The following is a 20322-nucleotide window of genomic DNA, read 5'->3' on the forward strand; positions in this document are numbered from 1 at the left end:
ACTTTCTTCTTGTGTCCGGTTCGTGGTGGCAACCCCAAGATGTAGGGGTATGCCGCAACGGGGATACAAGATAATGCGCTAAGGGGGTGTTTGCAAGGCGGGCGATGGGGGAAAAGCTGTGGATAAAATGTGCATGGAATGTGGGTGAAGCGGGGTAACTCGCGCTATCCCTGATGCTGTCTGCCTTTCACCGTTCGTCGTGGTTGGTGACAGATTTTTCACACGCCAGGGAGGCACTGCGCGGGGGAGAACACTACCACAATATGTAGTGTTTCTCACCGAGCAGCCCTTGACCTTTTCGTGCAACGCCTGCTTACGCCAGTGGCGTGCGGCGGTGCTGGCAATCTGGCTACAATGCCGGCCGCTTTTGCGGGCGCTCTATAGTGAGGTGTGCCCGCGCACGCTCATGGCGCATCAGGAGGCAAGGTGGAACAAGAAGCGCGCATTCTCATCGTCGAGGACGACCAGCGACTGGCCGAGCTGACCCAGGACTACCTGGAGAGCAACGGCCTGGCGGTGTCCATCGAGTCCCATGGCGGCAAGGCGGTGGAGCGGGTACTGGCCGAGCGGCCGGACCTGGTGGTGCTCGACCTGATGCTGCCGGGAGAGGATGGGCTGTCCATCTGCAAGCGCCTGCGCCCGGACTACGACGGGCCGATCCTGATGCTCACCGCGCGCACCGACGACATGGACCAGGTGCAGGGCCTGGAGATGGGCGCCGACGACTATGTGTGCAAGCCGGTGCGCCCGCGTGTGCTGCTGGCGCGCATCCGCGCCCTGCTGCGCCGCAGCGAGCCGGCCGAGGCCGCACCGGCGGCGGGCGGCAAGCGCCTGACCTTCGGCAAGCTGGTGATCGACAACGCCATGCGCGAAGCCTGGCTGGACGAGCAGACCATCGAGCTGACCAGCGCCGAGTTCGACCTGCTCTGGCTGCTGGCGGCCAACGCCGGGCGCATCCTCTCCCGCGAGGAGATCTTCAACTCCCTGCGCGGCATCGAGTACGACGGCCAGGACCGCTCCATCGACGTGCGCATCTCGCGCATCCGCCCGAAGATCGGCGACGACCCGATGCACCCGCGCCTGATCAAGACGGTGCGTAGCAAGGGCTACCTGTTCGTCGGGGAACTGTAGGCCGTGAGCGCCGTGCCACCCTTTCCCGAGCTGCACGGCGAGCGATTCCGCCTGCGCGCCTTCACCGATGCCGACCAGCCGACGGTGTTTCGCGCGCTCTCGCATCCCGAGGTGATCCGCCACTACGGCGTCTCCTATGCGACCCTGGAAGCCACTCGCGAGCAGATGGAATGGTTCGAGCGCATCCATCAGGAGCGCAGCGGCATCTGGTGGGCGATCTGCCGGCCGGAAGCCCCCGAGGACGTCATCGGCGGCTGCGGCTTCAACAACTGGCAACACGAACATCGCCGCCTGGAACTGGGCTACTGGCTGCTGCCCGAGCACTGGCGGCAGGGTGTGATGAGCGAATGCCTGCCGCTGATCTTCCGTCACGCCTTCCACGAGATGAACGTGCACCGCATCGAGGCCGAGGTGGAACCGGAGAACCTCGCCAGCGGCCGCTTGCTGCTGCGCCAGGGGTTCACTCTGGAAGGTCGGCGCCGCGAGTGCGAGGTGAAGGATGGCGCATTCGTTAGCCTGGATAACTACGGGTTGCTCAACTCGGCGGCGGCCAGGTGAGGCGGGTGCTCGGGCTTGCCCTCACCCCAGCCCTCTCCCAGAGGGAGAGGGGGCCGTCCGTGCGAGCTGCCGATTCGGTGTTGTCCTGTCGTGATCGGTGCCAACTGAGTTGTCCGGCTGAAGCAGCAAGCTTCACGCGTACTCCCCACAGTCCCCTCTCCCTCTGGGAGAGGGCTAGGGTGAGGGTGCTCTTCACCTGCACCATGCCCGCCCGGATCAACCACCCATGAAATCCATCTTCCTGCGCATCTACGGCGGCATGCTGCTGACGCTGGTGGCGGTCGCCGCGCTGGCGGTGCTCACCCTGCACCTGGTCAACGAGGTGCGCGGCGAGCGCTACCGCGAGGACCTGGCGCGCGGCACCTTCCGCCTGATGGCGGACGAGCTGTTGCCCATGAGCGAGGTGGACCGCAAGCGCGCGCTGAGCCAGTGGAGCCGCCTGCTGGGCATCCCGCTGAAGCTCACCAGCCTGGATGCGCTGGGCATGGAAGGGCGCAGCCGGGCGCGGCTGATGAACGACCAGGTACTGGTGCAGGCCGGCGCGCCCCATGAAGTGAAGGTGATGACCCAGGTGAGCGCGGCGGAAGGGCTGATCCTCACCGGCGAGGTGGAGCAGGTCAGCGAGCAACTGGCGCGCGCCACCATCTACCTGCTGATGGACGAGCTCAAGCGCTACCCGGCCAGCGAGCAGCCCTACCACCTGGCGCGCATCGTCCGCGACAAGCGCTTCGGCTACGAGGTGCACCTGGCGCGTCTGAAGGAAGTCGACCTGGACGACGACCAGAGCCGTCGGGTGGAAGAGGGCGACACGGTAATGGCGCTGGGCAAGGGCGGCGACTCGATCCGCGTGCTCTCGGGCATCCTCGACACCCCCTGGGTGCTGGAGCTGGGGCCGATCTACCAGATGAATCCGTACCCGCCGCAGTTGCTGACCATCATCGTGGTGGTGGCGCTGACGCTGATCGGCCTGACCCTGTACCTGCTCATCAGCGGCCTGGAGCAGCGCCTGCGCGGCCTCGAATCCGCCGCCACGCGCATCGCCCGCGGCAGCCTGGACACCCGCGTGGAAGTGCGCGGCGCCGACTCGGTGGGGCGTCTCGCCGGCGCCTTCAACCACATGGCCGAGCAATTGCACCTACTGCTGACGGTGCAGCGCGAGCTGGTCCGCGCGGTGTCCCACGAGCTGCGCACGCCGGTGGCGCGGCTGCGCTTCGGGCTGGAGATGATCGAGTCCGCCGAGACCGACACGGCGCGGCGCAAGTACATGGAGGGCATGGACGGCGATATCCAGGACCTCGACCAACTGGTGGATGAGATGCTCACCTACGCGCGGCTGGAGCAGGGCTCGCCGGCGCTGAGCTACCAGCGCATCGAGCTCGGCGCGCTGGTGGAGCAGGTGGTGGCGGAAATCGCCCCGCTGCGACGGGAAATCACCGTCACCTGCGAGGCCGGTTCGCTGGTGCCGTTCGACCAGGGCAGCTGGATCGAGGCCGAGCCGCGTTACCTGCACCGCGCCCTGCAGAACCTCATGACCAACGCGCTGCGCTACGCCGAAGGGCGGGTGCGGATCAGCTACCGGGTGAGCGTGGACCGCTGCCAGGTGGACGTGGAGGACGACGGCCCCGGCGTGCCGCAAGCGCAGTGGCACCGGCTGTTCCAACCGTTCTTCCGCGCCGACGACAGCCGTGCGCGGGTCACCGGCGGGCACGGGCTGGGGCTGTCCATCGTGCGGCGGATCATCCACTGGCACGGCGGCCGCGCGCAGATCGCCAAGAGCGAAGTGCTGGGGGGCGCCTGCTTCACCCTGATGTGGCCGCGCCGCCAGGCACCGACGGTAAACGACGATATTTGACCGCTGGGTCAAAAAGTGCAGAATGTCTCGGTGCCATCGCCGGCCGACGGCTTTCACTGCTGCGCTGCGCCACTTTCCGTTCCACCTGTTGCCCTGACTGAACCGGTATCCCGTGGCGGTATTGCGTAATGGCCGCTATCGTTATGTAATTTTTGTTATAGCGATCGCCTGCAGGCGCTGTTTCCATCGGCCGGACCGACGCTTGAGAACAACAACCCACTGGAGCCTCACGATGAAACACCGCTTCGCCAGTCTGTCCCTGCTGGTCGCCTCCTGCCTCCCGCTGCACGCGGCCTGGGCCGACGAAGTCCAGGTCGCCGTTGCCGCCAACTTCACCGCGCCGATCAAGGCCATTGCCAAGGACTTCGAGCAGGACACCGGTCACACGCTGGTCGCCGCCTACGGCGCCACCGGCCAGTTCTATACCCAGATCAAGAACGGTGCGCCGTTCGAGGTCTTCCTCGCCGCCGACGACAGCACGCCGAAGAAGCTGGAAGAGGAAAAGGAAATTGTCCCCGGCTCGCGCTTCACCTATGCCGTGGGCACCCTGGCGCTGTGGTCGGCGAAGGACGGCTATGTCGATGCCAAGGGCGAGGTGCTGAAGAAGAACGCGTTCCAGCACCTGGCCATCGCCAACCCGAAAGCCGCGCCCTACGGCCTGGCCGCCACCCAGGTGCTGGCCAAGCTCGGCCTCCAGGACAAGGTCGCTGGCAAGATCGTCGAAGGCCAGAACATCACCCAGGCCTTCCAGTTCGTCTCCACCGGCAATGCGGAACTGGGCTTCGTGGCGTTGTCGCAGATCTACAAGGATGGCAAGGTGACCAGCGGTTCCGCCTGGATCGTCCCGGCCGAGCTGCATGACCCGATCCGCCAGGACGCGGTGATCCTCAACAAGGGCAAGGACAGCGCGGCCGCCAAGGCGCTGGTCGAATACCTGAAAGGGCCGAAGGCCGCCGCGGTGATCAAGTCCTACGGTTACGAACTCTGACGCTCAACTGACAGACAGGAACAGCGATGCCCCTCACGCAGGAGGATTTCCTGGCCATCCGGCTCACTCTCGAGCTGGCTGCCCTGAGTACGGCGATTCTCCTGCTGATCGGCACGCCCATCGCCTGGTGGCTGGCGCGCACCCGCTCCTGGCTGAAGGGCCCGCTGGGGGCGGTGGTGGCGCTGCCGCTGGTGCTCCCGCCCACGGTGATCGGCTTCTACCTGCTCATTACCCTGGGGCCCAACGGATTCATCGGGCAGGCCACCGAGAGCCTGGGGCTCGGGCGTTTGCCGTTCACCTTTGCCGGGCTGGTGGTGGGCTCGGTGTTCTATTCGCTGCCCTTCGTGGTGCAGCCGCTGCAGAACGCCTTCGAGGCCATCGGCAACAAGCCGCTGGAGGCCGCCGCCACGCTGCGTGCGAGCCCCCTGGAGAGCTTCTTCACCGTGGTCCTGCCGCTGGCGCGCCCTGGCTTCATCACCGCCAGCATCCTCGGCTTTGCCCATACCGTGGGGGAGTTCGGCGTGGTGCTGATGATCGGCGGCAACATTCCGGGCAAGACCCGCGTGGTGTCGGTGCAGATCTTCGACCACGTCGAGTCCATGGAGTACGCCCAGGCGCACTGGCTGGCCGGCGGCATGGTGATCTTCTCCTTCATCGTGCTGCTGGCGCTCTACGCGAGCCGTCGCAGCCGATCGGCCTGGACCTGAGGTGGGTATGTCGCCAGAGCTTACCCCGCGCACGATCGAGGCCCGCTTCAACATCGCCTATTCGGGCTTCAGCCTGGATGTCGACCTGCAGTTGCCGGGCAAGGGCGTGACCGCACTGTTCGGCCACTCCGGCTCCGGCAAGACCACCTGCCTGCGCTGCGTGGCGGGGCTGGAGCGCGCACCGCTCGGCCGGCTGGTGGTGAACGGCGAGGTCTGGCAGGACAGCGCCGCCGGGGTGTTCCTGCCACCGCACCAGCGAGCCCTGGGCTATGTGTTCCAGGATGCCAACCTGTTCGAGCACCTGTCGGTGAAGCGCAACCTCACCTACGGCATGCAGCGCGTGCCGCGCTCCCAGCACCGTGTGGCGCTCGAACACGCCACTGAGCTACTGGGCATCGGCCATCTGCTGGAGCGCATGCCGGCGCACCTGTCCGGCGGCGAACGCCAGCGCGTCGGCATGGCCCGCGCGCTGCTGACCAGCCCGCGCCTGCTGCTGATGGACGAGCCCCTGGCGGCGCTGGACCTCAAGCGCAAGGCGGAAATCCTGCCGTACCTGGAACGCCTGCACGACGAGCTGGATATCCCGATGCTCTACGTCAGCCACTCGCCCGATGAGGTCGCGCGGCTGGCCGATCACCTGGTGCTGCTCGACCAGGGCCGCGCGATTGCCAGCGGCCCGGTGGTGGAAACCCTGGCGCGCACCGACCTGCCGATCTCCCACCTGGAGGATGCCGGCGTGGTCATCGACGGCCAGGTGCTGGGGCACAACGCCGACTATGGCCTGCTGACCCTGGCGCTGCCGCACAGCGAGCAGCGCATCCGCGTGGCCCACGCGCCGATGGACAAGGGCAGGGCGCTGCGCATCCAGGTGCAGGCGCGGGACGTCAGCCTGAGCCTGGAGCCGGCGGCGCACAGCAGCATCCTCAACGTCCTGCCGGCCCGCGTCGTCGAGATGGTGCCGACGGAGAACCCCGCGCACCTGCTGGTGAAGCTCGACGTAACCGGCACGCCGCTGCTGGCGCGGATCACCCGCTACTCCCACGACCAGCTTGGCCTGCACACCGGCCAGGCGGTGTGGGCACAGATCAAGTCGGTGGCGCTGCTGGCCTAATTGGCGCTGGGTCGGACCGAGGGGACGCCCGGTCCATGCTCGCGAATGAATACACCGCCGGTGTCGATGGATCGGGTGGCGGCGGATAACGCTGGCGCGTTATGCGCCCTACGAGCTGATGCGGAGCACCGTGTAGGAGCGGGCCATGCCCGCGATCGCGCGCATGGCGCGCTCCTACAGGTTGGCGCTTTGGGTGCAGAAAGAAGCCAATCTGTCGGTCAGCAGCGCCCTCTCCCTGAAGGGAGAGGGGACTGATCGGCGCAGGAGGAATCCATGGTGTCAGCCGGCTCGGATGGCTCCGGCTCCTCTCCCTGAAGGGAGAGGGGACTGATCGGTGCAGGAGGAATCCATGGCGTCAGCTGGCTCGGATGGCTCCCTCTCCCTTCAGGGAGAGGGCAGGGGAGAGGGGGCCCCAGCGCAGCAGTTAGTCCGTAGCGCGCATGCCCTGGAACAGGTTTATCCGCCGTCGCTTAGCGGCGGATAACGCCGGCGCGTCATGTGCCCCACGAGAGCACAGGGCGGCGCGTTCTACGGCTGTCAGCCGACTCAGCGGGCGTCGATCGCCGGAATGGCCACCAGGCTCAGCAAGCGCTCATCGAACAGGCTGAACTGCCCGGCGATCTCCTTGCCGTGGTGCCATTCCGCCGACAGGTCGGTGAGCAGGCGCAGCCGCGCGTGCCCTCCGGCGGACCAGCTCAGCAGCTCGGCGTGCTCGAAGTAGAAGCGTTTGCGCACCAGCGGGAAGAGCGCCTTGAACAGGCTTTCCTTGAGGGAGAAGGTCAGGGTGACCTGCAACGCCGCCAGCCGTGAGTCGAGGCGGGTCAGTTCGCCCGGGGTGAGAATCTCCGCCGCCAGCCGCTGTGCGCGCGCGATGTCCAGGCGGTTCTCCACGTCCAGCCCGAGGCCGCGCCATTGGTCGTCACGGCCGACGATGGCGGCCGCCCAGCCGTCGCCATGGGTGATCGAACCGCAGAAGCCCGCCGGCCAGACTGGCGCGCGCTCCTCGTCGGTGCCCGGCACCCAGGCCGCCGAGCCGGCCGCCAGCAGCGCCGCGCGGGCGCACAGGCGCCCGGCCAGGTACTCGGCCTGGCGCTTGGCGACGGCGCGCTGGATGTTCGCCGGCGCCTCGATGCGGCTCAGGGCAAAGTCTCCGGGCTGCAGGCGTTGGCGGTCGAAACGGGTGCTGCGCAACTGCACGCCGGACAGGGGAGTGGGCAGGGGCCAGTCGGCGTCGAGCGGAGTACAGAAGTCGGGGAGAGCGGTCATGGGAGCATTCTGCCGCGCCAGAATGTGGCTCGCCAGTCACGCGGCGCTTACATTCGTTTGCAAACCTTCACCAAAGGCGTACGGATTCGTCTGACAAGCTTTGTCACACTGCGCGACGCGTTCCCACGGGGACGCAGGTGAGGTTGTTGTCGGAGTGCCGCCAAGGCGGGCTCTGACCTTAGACACTTGATTGAGTGCGGGAGCCCGGATGGGCTCCCGTTTTTTATTGCCTGCGTTTTTATGACGCGTCCGGTTTGACGTCGAAGATTTCCTTGAAGAACGCCTGCAGGTCCGCCCAGGACTTCTGGTCGGCGGTCTTGTCGTAGCCCACGTCCAGGCCGTGGCCCTTGTGCTTGTCGGCGTCGGGGCTGGTGAAGCTGTGCTTGGCGCCGGGCTGGATCACCAGCTTGTAGTCGGCCTTGGCGTTGTCCATTTCCGCCTTGAAGGCGGCCACGCTGTCGGGCGGCACCAGGGTGTCGGCGCCGCCGTGCTCGACGAGGATCCTGGTCTTGATCTGCCCCGGTTGCGCCGGTGTCTGGGTCGCCAGCACGCCGTGGAAGCTCGCCACGCCGGCCAGCGGCAGGCCGGCGCGGGCCATGTCCAGCACTACCTTGCCGCCGAAGCAGTAGCCGATGGCGGCGATCTTGCTCGGGTCGGTCTGCGGTTGTTTCTTCAACAGGTCGAGGCCGGCCTGGAAGCGCGCCTTGGCGGCGTCGGCATTCTTCAGCGCCTCGGCCATGAAGGCCTTGGCGTCGTTGGGGTGGTCGGTGTGCTTGCCGTCACCGTACATGTCGATTGCTAGGGCGCTATAGCCCAGTTCGGCGAGTTGCCGGGCGCGGCCCTTGGCGTAGTCGTTCAGGCCCCACCATTCGTGGACCACCAGCACGCCGGGGCGGATGCCGGACTTGGCGTCGTCGTAGGCGAAGTAGCCGATCAGTTTCGTGCCGTCAGCGGATTCGTAGGGAATTTCCTGGGTCTTGATGGCTGCTGAAGCGTTGGCCGCGAGGGCGAACAGCAAGAGGGCGGTGAGCAGGCGCATGGTGACTCTCCGTGGCGATGGCCGGGTGACAAGGGGATGGGCGCGGAATCAAAGAAGATAGCCGCTGATGGGCAAAACGCCCACGCAGAGGCCGCGCAGCCGCTCAAGGGCGCGGTTGTCCGCGATGCACTCGGCATAGCCGGCGGGTGAAAAGTCCGCCAGCCTCGTCTACCCTTGCGCCCATGTCCTGACCCGCGAAGCGATAGGCCGATGTTGGACCTGAGCACCTGGAATCTGACCATTCCCCAACGCGGCCCGGCCGCGACCATTTCCACGGCGAAACTCGGCCGTGACTACCAGAGCCCGTATTTTCGCCGCAGCGCCGAGGGCGTGGAGTTCTGGGTGCCGGTGAACGGCGCGCATACCAGCGGCAGCGAATATCCCCGCACCGAATTGCGCGAGACCCGGCCGGACGGCCGCCTGGTGACCTGGCGCTACCCGCTGGCAGACAACCTGATGGTCGCCACGCTGCGCGTGGAATCCGTGCCCTCCAGCCGGCGCATGGTGATCGGGCAGATCCACAGCAACGGCAGTGGCAGCGCCGAGGCCTTGCCGCTGGTCAAGCTGGTCTACCAGCAGCGCCTGGACAAGGCGCGGGTTCAGGCGCTGGTTCGCGATCGGCCGGACGACATCACCACGCGCACCTACACCGTCTATGACGGCATCCCCCTGGGCGATACCTTTACCTACCGGCTGGGTGTGTCCAGCAGCGGGGTGCTGAGCGTGCAGGTGGAGAACGGCCACGTCAGCCAGCAACTGGACACCCAATGGGCCTACAAGGGCCTGTACTTCAAGGCAGGCCTGTACCTGCAGGACAATCGCGGGCCTGCCAGCGAGGGCGGGCGCGCCACCTTCACCGATCTGAGCATTCGACACCAATGAAGACTTCCACCATCGCGCGTCGCGCCTCCCTGGCCTTGTCCTTGCTGCTGCCGGCGGCACTGGCGCAGGCCGCCGCCGGCGACGATTTCGGCGCCTGTCTGAACCGCCTGCAGGGCGCCGCCCAGGCCAAGGGCGTCAGCGCCGCCAGCTTCGCGCAGTTCACCCGCGGCCTGCAGCCGGACATGAGCGTGCTGCCGCTGCTCGACGCCCAGCCCGAATTCACCACGCCGATCTGGGACTACCTGGCCGGGCTGGTGGACGATCAGCGCGTCGCCGATGGCAAGGCGCGCATGGCCGAGCATGCCGAGCTGCTGCGCAAGGTCGCCGCGCGCTATCAGGTCGACCCGGCCACGGTGGTCGCGGTGTGGGGCGTGGAGAGCGACTACGGGCGCATCACCGGCAAGCGGCCGCTGCTGGTGTCGCTATCGACGCTGTCCTGCTACGGGCGTCGCCAGTCGTTCTTCCAGGGCGAGTTCTTCGCCACCCTCAAGCTGCTGCAGCAGGGCGATATCCGCGACAGCGGCATCACCGGCTCCTGGGCCGGCGCGTTCGGCCAGACGCAGTTCATGCCCTCGACCTACGCCCGTATCGCCGAGGACTTCGACGGCGATGGCCATCGCGACCTGGTGGGCAGCACCGCCGATGCCCTGGCGTCCACCGCCAACTACCTGCGCAAGGCGGGCTGGCGCGAAGGGCAGCCGTGGGGCTACGAGGTGAAGTTGCCGGCAGGCTTCGATGCCGCGCAGGCCGGGCGGACCAAACGCCGCGCATTGTCGGAGTGGACCAGCCGCGGCGTGACGCGCGTCGATGGCAAGCCGATCCCCAGCCTCGATTCCAAGGCAGCCATCCTGCTGCCGGCCGGCGCCAACGGCCCGGCCTTCCTGGTGCTGCGCAACTACGACGCGATCTACTCCTACAACGCGGCGGAAAGCTACGCACTGGCCATCGCCCTGCTGTCCGACCGCCTGCGCGGCGAGCCGGGCCTGCGCACCCCCTGGCCGACCGACGACCCGGGCCTGAGCCGGGCGCAGCGCAAGGAGTTGCAGGAGCTGCTGATCCAGCGTGGCTACGACATCGGCCAACCCGACGGCATGATCGGCGACGTGACGCGCAAGGCGATCCAGCAGGAGCAGAACAAGCGCGGCCTGACCCCGGCGGATGGGCGCGCGGGGCAGAAAATCCTCAAGGCATTGCAGGGCGGCTGAGCGTTACGCCCGGATCAATCGAAGCCCCGGCGCCTGCCGGGGTTTTTCGTTGGTGCGGGGAAATCGGGGTTCACGAGCAAGCTCGCTCCTACAGGTGCCTGGGACGCTCTTCGTAGGAGCGAGCTTGCTCGCGAACCCAATGCACGTAGCAGGGCCCCGCAATTCCCAGGGTGCGTGAAATTTCCTACAGCTAAGTCGTTCAGTATTGGTTCAGCAGTCCGACAGGTTCGGTTCAGTGCCCCCCTCGTAACCTGCTCCCCGTCAACACATTACTGACCTCTGACGGGAGAATCCCATGAACGCCATGAAGAAAATCGCCCTCGCCAGCGCCATCCTCGGTGCCAGCCTTGCCGCTACCGCCGCGAGCGCCGCCGACACCTTCGTCGGTATGACCTGGGGCGAAACCAGCAACAACATCCAGAAATCCGACGCGCTGAACCGCAACCTGGGCAACCCGAAATTCGACAGCGTGATCAACAACAGCGGCACCTGGGGCGTGCGCGCCGGCCAGCAGATGGAACAGGGTCGCTACTACGTCACCTACGAAAACGTCTCCGACACCGAGCGCGGCCTGAAGCTGCGCCAGCAGAACCTGCTCGGCAGCTACGACGCCTTCCTGCCGCTGGGCGACCAGGGCACCAAGCTGTTCGGCGGCGGCACCGCCGGCCTGGTCAAGCTGGAGCAGGACTCCAAGGGCTACAGCCGCGACAGCGATGTGGGTTACGCCATCGGTGCGCAAGCCGGTATCCTCCAGGAACTCGGCAAGAACGCATCCGTAGAAGGCGGCTACCGTTACCTGCGTACCAACGCGAGTACCGAGATGAGCCCGCACGGCGGCAGCAAGGTGGGATCCCTTGATCTGCACAGCAGCTCCCAGTTCTACCTGGGCGCCAACTACAAGTTCTGACCGGTAACGCAACCGGGCCCGCGCGGCCCGGTTGCCTGACTCAGGGAGCACGCGCATGAAACTGCTGGTGGTGGAAGACGAGGCGCTGCTGCGCCATCACCTGTATACCCGGCTCGGCGAGCAAGGCCATGTGGTCGACGCCGTGGCCAATGCCGAAGAGGCGCTCTACCGCGCCAGCGAATACCATCACGACCTGGCGATGATCGACCTGGGCCTGCCCGGCATGAGCGGCCTGGACCTGATCCGCGAATTCCGCAGCCAGGGCAAGACCTTTCCCATCCTCATCCTCACCGCACGCGGCAACTGGCAGGACAAGGTCGAAGGCCTGGCCGCCGGTGCCGACGACTATGTGGTCAAACCCTTCCAGTTCGAAGAACTGGAGGCTCGCCTGAACGCGCTGCTGCGCCGTTCCAGCGGCTTCGCCCAGTCGAGTATCGAGGCCGGCCCGCTGGTGCTGGACATCAATCGCAAGCAGGCGCTGGTCAACGGCGAGTCGCTGCAACTGACCGCCTTCGAATACCGCATCCTCGAATACCTCATGCGCCATCACCAGCAGGTGGTGCCCAAGGAGCGCCTGATCGAGCAGCTCTACCCGGACGACGACGAGCGCGACCCGAACGTCATCGAGGTGCTGGTCGGCCGCCTGCGCCGCAAGCTGGAGGGGGCCTGCGGCTTCAAGCCGATCGATACCGTGCGCGGCCAGGGCTACATCTTCAACGAGCTGTGTAAATGATCCGCTCGCTGCGGCTGCGGCTGATGATCGGCGCGGCGATTCTCGCCGTCCTGTTCATGGCGGCGCTGCTGCCGGCGCTCCAGCGTGCCTTCAGCATCGCCCTGGAGAACGCCATCCAGCAGCGCCTGGCGGCGGACGTGGCGACCCTGGTGTCCTCGGCGCGCATCGAGGGCAACACCCTGAGCATGCCCGAGCACCTGCCGGTGGAGGACTTCAACCTCCCCGAATCCAAGCTGCTGGGCTTCATCTACGACCAGTCCGGCCAACTGGTGTGGCGCTCCACCTCGGCCATGGACGAGAGCGTCAACTACACGCCCAAGTACGACGGCCTGATCGATGAATTCACCCGCATCCGCGACGCCTCCGGCCAGGAGTTCTTCGTCTATGACGTGGAGATCGACCTGCTCGGTGGCAAGCGGGCGGCCTATAGCATCGTCACCATGCAGCCCGAAAGCGAGTTCCGCGAACTGGTCAGTGGCTTCCGCGACCAGCTCTACCTGTGGCTGGGTGGCGCGTTGCTGCTGTTGCTGGGGCTGCTCTGGCTCGGCCTGGGCTGGGGCTTCCGCTCCATGCGCGGCCTGCGCTCGGAGCTGGACCAGATCGAGGCCGGCGACCGCGAACGCCTGAGCGACAACCACCCCGACGAGATGCTGCGCCTGACCGACTCGGTGAACCGCCTGCTGGACAGCGAGCGCGCCCAGCGCGAGCGCTACCGCAATTCCCTGGGCGACCTCGCCCACAGCCTGAAGACCCCGCTGGCGGTGTTGCAGGGCGTCAGCGAAACCCTGGCCGACGAGCCGAAGAACCGAGAGCAGGTGCAGGTGCTGCAGACCCAGATCGAGCGCATGAGCCAGCAGATCGGCTACCAGCTGCAACGGGCGTCGATGCGCAAGAGCGGGCTGATCCGCCACCGCGCGGCCCTGGACCCGTTGCTCGATACCATCGCCGGCGCGCTGGACAAGGTCTACCACGACAAGCGCGTGACGCTGGCACGCGACATCCCACCGGGCCTGGCCCTGCCCCTGGAGAAGGGCGCGCTGCTGGAGATGCTCGGCAACCTGCTGGAAAACGCCTACCGCCTGTGCCTGACCACGGTGAAGGTCAGCGCGCACAAGCATGGCCGGGTATACGAACTGATCATTGAGGACGACGGCCCCGGCGTGCCGGCCAGCCAGCGCGAACGCATCCTCAAGCGCGGCGAGCGCCTGGACACCCAGCACCCCGGCCAGGGCATCGGCACGGCGGTGGTGAAGGACATCATCGACAGCTACGACGGCGAGCTGGCGCTGGAGGATTCCGAGCTCGGCGGGGCGTGCTTCCGGATTCGGTTGCCGGGCTGAGCGCACGCCAGGGCAGGATTGCGGCGTAGGAGCGGACTCTGTCCGCGATGGCTTCCGGCGCGCATCGGACCTATCGCGGACGAAGTCCGCTCCTACGCACAGGTTGCCGGTGGCGTTCATCGGTAGGAGCGAGCTTGCTCGCGAACGCCGTCGCGCCGGAGCCTTGTTGCGTTATCCGCCCTACGTTCCTGGCCAGCACCGGCGCTCATTGTAGGAGCGGGCCATGCCCGCGACCCGTCGGCAGGGCCGACGATGCGCTGCCTCGATATTTCTGCCAACGCGCGCCGGAAGCACCTCACTCCCCCTGCTGCGCCCGATACGCCCCCGGCGTCAGCCCCGTCCATTTCTTGAATGCCCGGTGGAAGGCAGAAGGCTCGGAGAAGCCGAGCTGGTCGGCAATGTCCTGGATCGACAGCTCGTCGCGGCCCAGGTAGTAGATCGCCAGGTCTCGGCGCAGCTGGTCCTTGAGCTCCTGGAAGTTCGGCCCCTCTTCGCGCAGGTGGCGGCGCAGGGTTTGCGGGCTCATGTGCAGCTGCGCGGCGACCTGCTCCAGGTCCGGCCAGCTGCGGCAGTCGCGCCCCAGTAGGCGGCGGATCTGGCTGGTCAGGCTGTCGCCGCCATCGGGGCGGGCGAGAAGGTCGGCGGGGGAGTCCTTGAGGAAGTGCTTGAGCGTGCGCTCGTCCTGCAGCAGCGGCATGTCCAGGTAGCGCGCCTGCAGCAGCAGGCTGGTGCTGCCGGCAGCGAAGCGGCGAGGGCAGGGGAACAGCAGGTCGTACTCGGCCTGGTGCTCGGGTGCCGGGTAGCTGAAGGTGGCTTCCTCCAGGCGGATGCGCTGGCCGATCAGCCAACTGGCCAGGCGGTGCCAGATCAGCAGCAGGCTCTCGGCGAGGAAGTGGTCCGGGTCGCGCAGGTGGGTTTCGTCCAGGGTCAGGCGCGCCTGCTCGCCATCGCGCACCAGTTCGATCCGCGGCGCCTCGGGAAACAGACCGTAGAACAGCGAGCCACGCCCCAGGGCCTTTTCCAGTGTGCGGCAGTGGATGATCGCATTGCACATCATGGCGAAGGTGCCGCGCTTGCTCGGCAGGATGCCGAAGCCCATGTACTCGTCGTCCAGTGCTTCCCAGAGAATCTGCATCAGCCGGCTGAACTGCTCGGGATCGATGCGCGCGCGTGGCTCGTCGAGAATGGCCGGGGCGATGCCGGCGTTGCGCAGCAGCGACTGGATGTCCAGGCCCTGGCGCCGTGCGCCGTGGACGGCGGCGCGGACGAAGTGGCTGGCGATGGTGCGTTCTCGCATGGGCGGTCCTTGTTGTTATGGCCGCACGTCCAGGAGCCGCGCGGGAAACCCGGTCGAACCTGACCGGGGTTCTACAATCTACGGTACGAAGGCCGTGGCGGATACCCGCCAGAGGGCGGGAAAGCCGCCAGCGAGAAGGCGGTTTTCCGCCAGATTCGCAGCCTTCCGTGCCGCGACTTTTTACGCAGGCCCTTGAAAATAAAGGGTTTACACATTTTTTAAAGGTCTGGCACAGCACTTGCCATATGCGATCAAGGCGTGCCGTTTGGCATGCCCTGAAAACAAATTCTCCCATTGCAGGGAGATAACGCGTTCGGTCTTGTGCTCCCCGGGGAGCGCATGCCCGTGAGGACAGAGCTGCCATGACCAAGCAACCCTTCTACAAAAGCCTGTATGTGCAGGTACTGATCGCCATCGCCATCGGTATCGCACTCGGCCACTTCTACCCCGACACCGCCAAACTGATGAAGCCGCTGGGCGATGGCTTCGTCAAACTGATCAAGATGGCCATCGCGCCGATCATCTTCTGCACCGTGGTCACCGGTATCGCCGGCATGCAGAGCATGAAGGCCGTGGGCAAGACGGGCGGCACGGCGCTGCTGTACTTCGAAATCGTCTCCACCGTGGCGCTGATCATCGGCCTGGTCGTGGTCAACGTCGTCCAGCCGGGCGCCGGCATGCACGCCGACGTCGCCACGCTGACCGCTGAAATGAACAAGAACGCGGCGCTCACCGGCTTCATCGCATCGGGCGAGAAGCAGAGCACCATCGACTTCTTCATGAACGTCATCCCGAGCACCGTGGTCGGCGCCTTCGCCAACGGTGACATCCTGCAGGTGCTGTTCTTCTCCGTGCTGTTCGGCTACGCGCTGCACCGCATGGGTGACTACGGCAAGCCGGTATTCGAATTCATCGATCGCATCACCCACGTGATGTTCAACATCATCAACGTGATCATGAAGGTCGCGCCCATCGGTGCCTTCGGTGCCATGGCCTTCACCATCGGCGCCTACGGCCTCGGCTCGCTGGTGCAGCTGGGTCAGCTGATGCTGTGCTTCTACATCACCTGCCTGTTGTTCGTGCTGATCATCCTGGGCGGCATCGCCCGTGCCCACGGCTTCAGCATCCTGCGCTTCATCTCCTACATCCGCGAAGAACTGCTGATCGTGCTGGGCACCTCGTCCTCCGAGTCGGCCCTGCCGCGCATGATCGCCAAGATGGAGAAGCTGGGCGCCGACAAGAGCGTCGTCGGCCTGGTGATCCCGACCGGCTACTCGTTCAACCTGGACGGCACCTCGATCTACCTGACCATGGCCGCGGTGTTCATCGCCCAGGCCACCGACACCCCGATGGACATCACCCACCAGCTGACCCTGCTGGTCGTGCTGCTGATCGCCTCCAAGGGCGCCGCCGGCGTCACCGGTTCGGGCTTCATCGTGCTGGCTGCCACCCTGTCCGCCGTGGGCCACCTGCCGGTGGCGGGCCTGGCGCTGATCCTGGGTATCGACCGCTTCATGTCCGAAGCCCGCGCGCTGACCAACCTGGTCGGCAACGGCGTGGCCACCATCGTGGTCGCCAAGTGGTGCAAGCAGCTGGACGAGAAGACCCTGTCCGCCGAACTGGCCGCCGGCCCGGGCAGCTCCACCGAGCTGCAGCCGTCCTGACGGGGTTCCCCTGAGCAATTCGGCCCGGTGAACGTGAAGCGCCGGAGCCTTTCCAGCCCGCTCGATTGAGCGGGCTTTTTTATGGGCGGGTGTAAAGGGCGAAGGCTTTTGGTAGGAGCGAGCTTGCTCGCGAACAGCTTCCCGGCGGCTCCGCAGTGGGGCGGGTTCGCGAGCAAGCTCGCTCCTACAGGGAGGGGGCGAGCTGTCGCGGGCGTGGCCCGCTCCTACAGGGGAGGGCAAGGTTGCGGCGCCGCGTTGTAGGAGCGGGCCATGCCCGCGACGCAAGGCGTCAGCCTTGCTGGGCTCCCGGCGTGCGTGCATCCGCGATCGGGCGGGCGTTAAAGAAGAGGAGAGGCGTCAGCCGGTCAGGCGCGGGCAGGGCGAGCGCGCGGGAGGGAGCCGATCAGAGGATGATCTTGTCCTTGAGCTTTTCCGCCGCCTGCTGCAGCGCCTGGATGACCCGCTCCTTGTCGTAGTTCTGCACGTTGTTGGTGTCCAGGTACATGGAGAAGCCCGGCACCTCGTGCTCGACGAAGCTGGGGTTGGAGCCTAGGTCGCGGCGGAAGTCGACCACCTGGTAGATCTGCACCGGCTTGCTGAAGCCCTTCACGGCGATCTGGCCCTTGTCGCGGCACATCAGCACGTCCTTCACCAGCGAATAGGTCTCGTGGCTGATGAGGATCTCGCCGGCTTCGGCGGCACTTTCCAGGCGGCTGGCGAGGTTCACTTCACGGCCGATGATGGTGTAGTCCATGCGCGTGTCGGCGCCGAAGTTGCCCACGGTGCAGTAGCCGGTGTTCAGGCCCATGCGCACTTCCAGTGGCTTGGTGATGCCCTGGGCGCGCCATTGCTGGCGCATCACCTTCATGTGCTTGCGCATGGCCACGGCCATGGACACGGCGGCCACGGCATCCTTCTTCGCGCCCTGGGTGGATGGGTCGCCGAAGAACACCATCACGCAGTCGCCGACGAACTTGTCGATGGTGCCGCCGTACTTCAGGGCGATCTTCGACATCTCGTTGAGGTAATTGTTGAGCATGTCGGTGAGCGCTTCGGCTTCCAGCTCCTCGGACAGCTCGGTGAAGCCCTTGATGTCGGAGAAGAACACCGTGAGCTTCTTGCGCTGGGTTTCCAGGCGCACCGTGCGCTTGCCGCTGAAGATCGATTCCCACACCTGCGGCGACAGGTACTTGGCCAGGTTGCTGGCCAGCCGTGCGGCCTTTTCCTGCTCCAGGGTGATGTCCGCGCGGGCCTGGGCCAGGCGCAGGCCCTGCTGGTGCACGAAGAAGGCGGTGATGCAGATGTACAGGGTGGAGAACAGCACGCTGACCAGGGCGACGATGCTCGGCGTCTGGCCCTTGTAGGCCGGGGCGATCAGTGCGGCGCTGAGCACCGCGGCGCTCAGCGCCACCAGCAGCGCCAGGCCCAGGGAGCGCAGGCCGCCGATGATCAGCGCGGAAAAGGCGAGGATCAGCACCAGCATCAGGCTCGGCACTTCCGAGAAGCCCAGCAGGGTAATGGCGATGCCGGCATGCAGGGCGTCGATGAACAGCAGCACCAGGCGGGTGCGCTGCGGGTTGTCGCGCTTGAAGCGGCGGCTGACCTGCTGGGCCAGGTGCGGGTAGAGCAGGGCGTACGGGATCATCCAGAGGATCTCGTAGCCGAAGTACTTGGCGAAGATGCCGGCAGTGATGGTCGCGGCGACGGCGATATACGCCAGCACGCGGGAATGGTACTCGCGCAGGGGGGCGGGGGTGAGCGGGCTGCTGGATCGCTCGAGAACGTTAGGCTTCATGCGCAAGAAACTTCCCTGGTGCGCGTAGGCTCGTGGCCAATTGCGCGTCTGATTTTGTGGGGAATCTTATTCCATGCGCAGCCCCCGGGCCAGCGGCGGTTCGCCACTCTTCGTCGCGAACCGCCGGTCGCCTCGGAACCCTCAGGCCATCGTGCCGTCGGGCCTCTGGTAGATCGAACGGCGGGGCTGGGCGAAGACCCGGCGCAGCATGGGTTCGAAGAACTCCAGGGGCAGCACTTCGCCGTCCGGATCGAAGGCTGCGGCGTCGTAGCGCGCGCAGAATTCGATGGTCTGTTCGAACTGCGGATGGTCCTTGAACTGCTCGCGCAGGTGCCGGTCCAGGCCCAGGTGGTGGAAGAAGTAGTACCCCTGGAAGATCGCGTGCTTCTCGATCATCCACAGGTTCGCTTCGCTGACGAAGGGCTTGAGGATGGCCGCCGCGATGTCGGCGTGGTTGAACGAGCCCAGGGTGTCGCCGATGTCGTGGAGCAGCGCGCAGACCACGTACTCCTCGTCGCGACCGTCGCGGTGGGCCAGGGTGGCGGTCTGCAGGGAGTGGGTCAGGCGGTCCACCGGGAAGCCGCCGAAGTCGCCGTCGAGCAGGCGCAGGTGGGTCATGATGCGGTCGGGCAGCAGCGCGGCGTACTGGCCGAAGTCCTTGGCGATGATCGCCCAGTCCTCGGCGGTGCCGTCTTCCATGTGGGTGAAGTGGGCGCGTGCGTTCATCGGGCTGTCCTCTTGTGATTGTTGGAGGGGGACGGCTCCAGTCTAGAAGCGCACGGCGCCGGCGGTAGTGTCCGTGCAGCGCCAGCGGGCTGTCCCGGCGGGCGCGAATGGCGTGGCATCAGCCGCGCAGATGGCCGCTCAGGGGTTCTCCGGATCGTGCCCCAGCGACTGCAGGAACAGCGAGAACAGCTCCGGCTGCGAGGAAATGTCGAGCTTGTTGTACAGGTGGCGGCGGTGGACCTTGATGGTTTCCGGCGAAATCGCCAGGCGCTCGGCCATGGCCTTGGAGGAGTAACCCCGCAGGATCAGCCGGGCGATCTCCAGTTCGCGTTCGGAGAGCACGCCGGCGCCGAAGTGGCTCAAGGCATCGCGCACCTGCACCGCCACGCCATCGCTCACACCCGGCAGCAGGCGCTGGCTGTGCTGCTGCCAGTGCTGCCGCATCAGCGCCAGCACCCAGGGGCAGAGCATCGCCAGCAGGCCCGTCTGCTCGCCATCGAACGGCCGGCGCATGCCCAGTGACAGCGACAGCGCGCCCTGGCCGGGCAGTTGCAGGATGAACTGCACCTCGTCCTCCAGCACGTTGTCGTGGAAGTAGCTGAGGAAGTATTCGCTCTGGCGGAACTGGTCCGGGGAGATCTCCTCCAGCCGGTACAGCCCGCTGGGCACGCCCTCGCGGCAGGCCTGGTAGAACGGGTCGAGCTGGTACAGGCCGTCGAGGTAGATCGCCATGGCTGCCGGGCCGGCGGTGGGTTCGGCGTCGTATTCCTCCAGCGCCACCGGCGTGCCGCTGGCCGGGTAGAACATCGCCAGGGCGTTATCGAACGGCAGCCATTGATGCAGCAGCAGGACCAGTTGCTTCCAGAAACGTGGCTGGCCGATCTGCTCGATGGCGCGGCCGAGGTTGGCGTGCATGCCGACCTCGCGGAACAGGTTGTGCATCCGTTGGCTCCCGTGGGTTCGGCGTACGGTTTCCTCCTTTTACCGTTTCGCCGTCAAGGGGGCGTAACCCCAAATGGTGATTGGCCGCCGCCGGCGCCGTGCCCAGACTGCCTCCACAGAGCGCTCCGAGCAGAGGGCGCGCCAAGGTCTTCGTTCCTGCCTCAGCCCCCAATAACAAC

General features: G+C 66.4%; 18 protein-coding genes. 12 read left to right on the forward strand and 6 right to left on the reverse strand.

Going from position 1 to position 20322, the window contains the following annotated elements:
- Nucleotides 1-426: 426 nt before the first annotated feature.
- From N0B71_RS17550 to modC, 6 genes are all read left to right on the forward strand, one after another.
- Nucleotides 427-1131, forward strand: a complete 705-nt coding sequence (locus N0B71_RS17550) for a response regulator (RefSeq protein WP_259753942.1) — start codon at nucleotides 427-429, stop codon at nucleotides 1129-1131.
- A gap of 3 nt (nucleotides 1132-1134) precedes the next feature.
- Entirely contained in the window at nucleotides 1135-1689 is a 555-nt protein-coding gene (locus N0B71_RS17555; protein WP_259753943.1) for a GNAT family N-acetyltransferase, read from the forward strand.
- A gap of 226 nt (nucleotides 1690-1915) precedes the next feature.
- Entirely contained in the window at nucleotides 1916-3541 is a 1626-nt protein-coding gene (locus N0B71_RS17560; RefSeq protein ID WP_259753944.1) for an ATP-binding protein, read from the forward strand.
- 232 nt (nucleotides 3542-3773) lie between these two features.
- A complete protein-coding gene (modA, locus tag N0B71_RS17565; RefSeq protein WP_259753945.1) occupies nucleotides 3774-4529 on the forward strand; it encodes a molybdate ABC transporter substrate-binding protein in 756 nt (251 codons plus the stop codon).
- 26 nt (nucleotides 4530-4555) lie between these two features.
- Entirely contained in the window at nucleotides 4556-5236 is a 681-nt protein-coding gene (gene modB, locus N0B71_RS17570) for a molybdate ABC transporter permease subunit (RefSeq protein ID WP_259753947.1), read from the forward strand.
- A 7-nt stretch (nucleotides 5237-5243) separates the two neighbouring features.
- Nucleotides 5244-6347 carry a molybdenum ABC transporter ATP-binding protein gene (gene modC / locus N0B71_RS17575; protein WP_259753948.1) on the forward strand — a complete coding sequence of 368 codons (1104 nt, stop codon included), beginning with the start codon at nucleotides 5244-5246 and terminating at the stop codon, nucleotides 6345-6347.
- Between the two features lie 546 nt (nucleotides 6348-6893).
- On the opposite strand, the gene N0B71_RS17580 is transcribed toward modC, so the two are convergent.
- Together N0B71_RS17580 and N0B71_RS17585 are read right to left on the reverse strand one after the other, a co-directional pair.
- Entirely contained in the window at nucleotides 6894-7613 is a 720-nt protein-coding gene (locus N0B71_RS17580; protein ID WP_259753949.1) for a 4'-phosphopantetheinyl transferase family protein, read from the reverse strand.
- Nucleotides 7614-7851: 238 nt separating this feature from the next.
- Complete coding sequence (locus N0B71_RS17585) at nucleotides 7852-8652, reverse strand: dienelactone hydrolase family protein (RefSeq protein WP_259753950.1); 801 nt, start codon at nucleotides 8650-8652, stop codon at nucleotides 7852-7854.
- A gap of 210 nt (nucleotides 8653-8862) precedes the next feature.
- Here N0B71_RS17585 and N0B71_RS17590 point away from each other — a divergent pair, with 210 nt between their 5' ends.
- The 5 genes from N0B71_RS17590 (at nucleotide 8863) to N0B71_RS17610 (ending at nucleotide 13719) form a co-directional block, all read left to right on the forward strand.
- Nucleotides 8863-9534 carry a polysaccharide lyase family 7 protein gene (locus N0B71_RS17590; RefSeq protein WP_259753951.1) on the forward strand — a complete coding sequence of 224 codons (672 nt, stop codon included), beginning with the start codon at nucleotides 8863-8865 and terminating at the stop codon, nucleotides 9532-9534.
- Nucleotides 9531-10739, forward strand: coding sequence for a lytic murein transglycosylase (locus N0B71_RS17595; protein ID WP_259753952.1), 1209 nt, complete (start codon nucleotides 9531-9533; stop codon nucleotides 10737-10739). Before N0B71_RS17590 ends, N0B71_RS17595 begins: the two co-directional genes overlap by 4 nt.
- Nucleotides 10740-11034: 295 nt before the next feature.
- A complete protein-coding gene (locus tag N0B71_RS17600; RefSeq protein WP_259753953.1) occupies nucleotides 11035-11646 on the forward strand; it encodes a hypothetical protein in 612 nt (203 codons plus the stop codon).
- 55 nt (nucleotides 11647-11701) lie between these two features.
- Complete coding sequence (locus tag N0B71_RS17605; RefSeq protein WP_259753954.1) at nucleotides 11702-12379, forward strand: response regulator; 678 nt, start codon at nucleotides 11702-11704, stop codon at nucleotides 12377-12379.
- Complete coding sequence (locus tag N0B71_RS17610) at nucleotides 12376-13719, forward strand: ATP-binding protein (protein WP_259753956.1); 1344 nt, start codon at nucleotides 12376-12378, stop codon at nucleotides 13717-13719. Before N0B71_RS17605 ends, N0B71_RS17610 begins: the two co-directional genes overlap by 4 nt.
- A 295-nt stretch (nucleotides 13720-14014) precedes the next feature.
- On the opposite strand, the gene N0B71_RS17615 is transcribed toward N0B71_RS17610, so the two are convergent.
- Nucleotides 14015-15016, reverse strand: a complete 1002-nt coding sequence (locus N0B71_RS17615) for an AraC family transcriptional regulator (protein WP_259753957.1) — start codon at nucleotides 15014-15016, stop codon at nucleotides 14015-14017.
- A gap of 362 nt (nucleotides 15017-15378) precedes the next feature.
- On the opposite strand from N0B71_RS17615, the gene N0B71_RS17620 reads away from it, so the two are divergent.
- On the forward strand, nucleotides 15379-16680 hold the full coding sequence (locus N0B71_RS17620) for a dicarboxylate/amino acid:cation symporter (RefSeq protein ID WP_259753958.1): 1302 nt from the start codon (nucleotides 15379-15381) through the stop codon (nucleotides 16678-16680).
- Nucleotides 16681-17083: 403 nt separating this feature from the next.
- On the opposite strand, the gene N0B71_RS17625 is transcribed toward N0B71_RS17620, so the two are convergent.
- The 3 genes from N0B71_RS17625 to N0B71_RS17635 all read right to left on the reverse strand — a co-directional run bounded on the left by N0B71_RS17625 (nucleotide 17084) and on the right by N0B71_RS17635 (nucleotide 20143).
- Complete coding sequence (locus tag N0B71_RS17625; RefSeq protein ID WP_259753959.1) at nucleotides 17084-18475, reverse strand: adenylate/guanylate cyclase domain-containing protein; 1392 nt, start codon at nucleotides 18473-18475, stop codon at nucleotides 17084-17086.
- Nucleotides 18476-18616: 141 nt separating this feature from the next.
- Nucleotides 18617-19201 (reverse strand): HD domain-containing protein, encoded by a 585-nt coding sequence (locus tag N0B71_RS17630; protein ID WP_259753960.1) that lies wholly within the window; start codon nucleotides 19199-19201, stop codon nucleotides 18617-18619.
- A 138-nt stretch (nucleotides 19202-19339) separates the two neighbouring features.
- Entirely contained in the window at nucleotides 19340-20143 is an 804-nt protein-coding gene (locus tag N0B71_RS17635) for a helix-turn-helix transcriptional regulator (protein ID WP_259753961.1), read from the reverse strand.
- Nucleotides 20144-20322: the final 179 nt, after the last annotated feature.

The organism is Pseudomonas sp. GCEP-101 (assembly GCF_025133575.1).
GTDB lineage: Bacteria > Pseudomonadota > Gammaproteobacteria > Pseudomonadales > Pseudomonadaceae > Pseudomonas > Pseudomonas nitroreducens_B.

Coding starts and splice junctions, on each gene's coding strand:
- N0B71_RS17560 (WP_259753944.1), top strand. CDS start 1,916: ATGAAATCCATCTTCCTGCGCATCTACGGCGGCATGCTGCTGACGCTG.
- modA (WP_259753945.1), top strand. CDS start 3,774: ATGAAACACCGCTTCGCCAGTCTGTCCCTGCTGGTCGCCTCCTGCCTC.
- modB (WP_259753947.1), top strand. CDS start 4,556: ATGCCCCTCACGCAGGAGGATTTCCTGGCCATCCGGCTCACTCTCGAG.
- modC (WP_259753948.1), top strand. CDS start 5,244: ATGTCGCCAGAGCTTACCCCGCGCACGATCGAGGCCCGCTTCAACATC.
- N0B71_RS17580 (WP_259753949.1), bottom strand. CDS start 7,613: ATGACCGCTCTCCCCGACTTCTGTACTCCGCTCGACGCCGACTGGCCC.
- N0B71_RS17585 (WP_259753950.1), bottom strand. CDS start 8,652: ATGCGCCTGCTCACCGCCCTCTTGCTGTTCGCCCTCGCGGCCAACGCT.
- N0B71_RS17590 (WP_259753951.1), top strand. CDS start 8,863: ATGTTGGACCTGAGCACCTGGAATCTGACCATTCCCCAACGCGGCCCG.
- N0B71_RS17595 (WP_259753952.1), top strand. CDS start 9,531: ATGAAGACTTCCACCATCGCGCGTCGCGCCTCCCTGGCCTTGTCCTTG.
- N0B71_RS17600 (WP_259753953.1), top strand. CDS start 11,035: ATGAACGCCATGAAGAAAATCGCCCTCGCCAGCGCCATCCTCGGTGCC.
- N0B71_RS17605 (WP_259753954.1), top strand. CDS start 11,702: ATGAAACTGCTGGTGGTGGAAGACGAGGCGCTGCTGCGCCATCACCTG.
- N0B71_RS17610 (WP_259753956.1), top strand. CDS start 12,376: ATGATCCGCTCGCTGCGGCTGCGGCTGATGATCGGCGCGGCGATTCTC.
- N0B71_RS17615 (WP_259753957.1), bottom strand. CDS start 15,016: ATGCGAGAACGCACCATCGCCAGCCACTTCGTCCGCGCCGCCGTCCAC.
- N0B71_RS17620 (WP_259753958.1), top strand. CDS start 15,379: ATGACCAAGCAACCCTTCTACAAAAGCCTGTATGTGCAGGTACTGATC.
- N0B71_RS17625 (WP_259753959.1), bottom strand. CDS start 18,475: ATGAAGCCTAACGTTCTCGAGCGATCCAGCAGCCCGCTCACCCCCGCC.
- N0B71_RS17630 (WP_259753960.1), bottom strand. CDS start 19,201: ATGAACGCACGCGCCCACTTCACCCACATGGAAGACGGCACCGCCGAG.
- N0B71_RS17635 (WP_259753961.1), bottom strand. CDS start 20,143: ATGCACAACCTGTTCCGCGAGGTCGGCATGCACGCCAACCTCGGCCGC.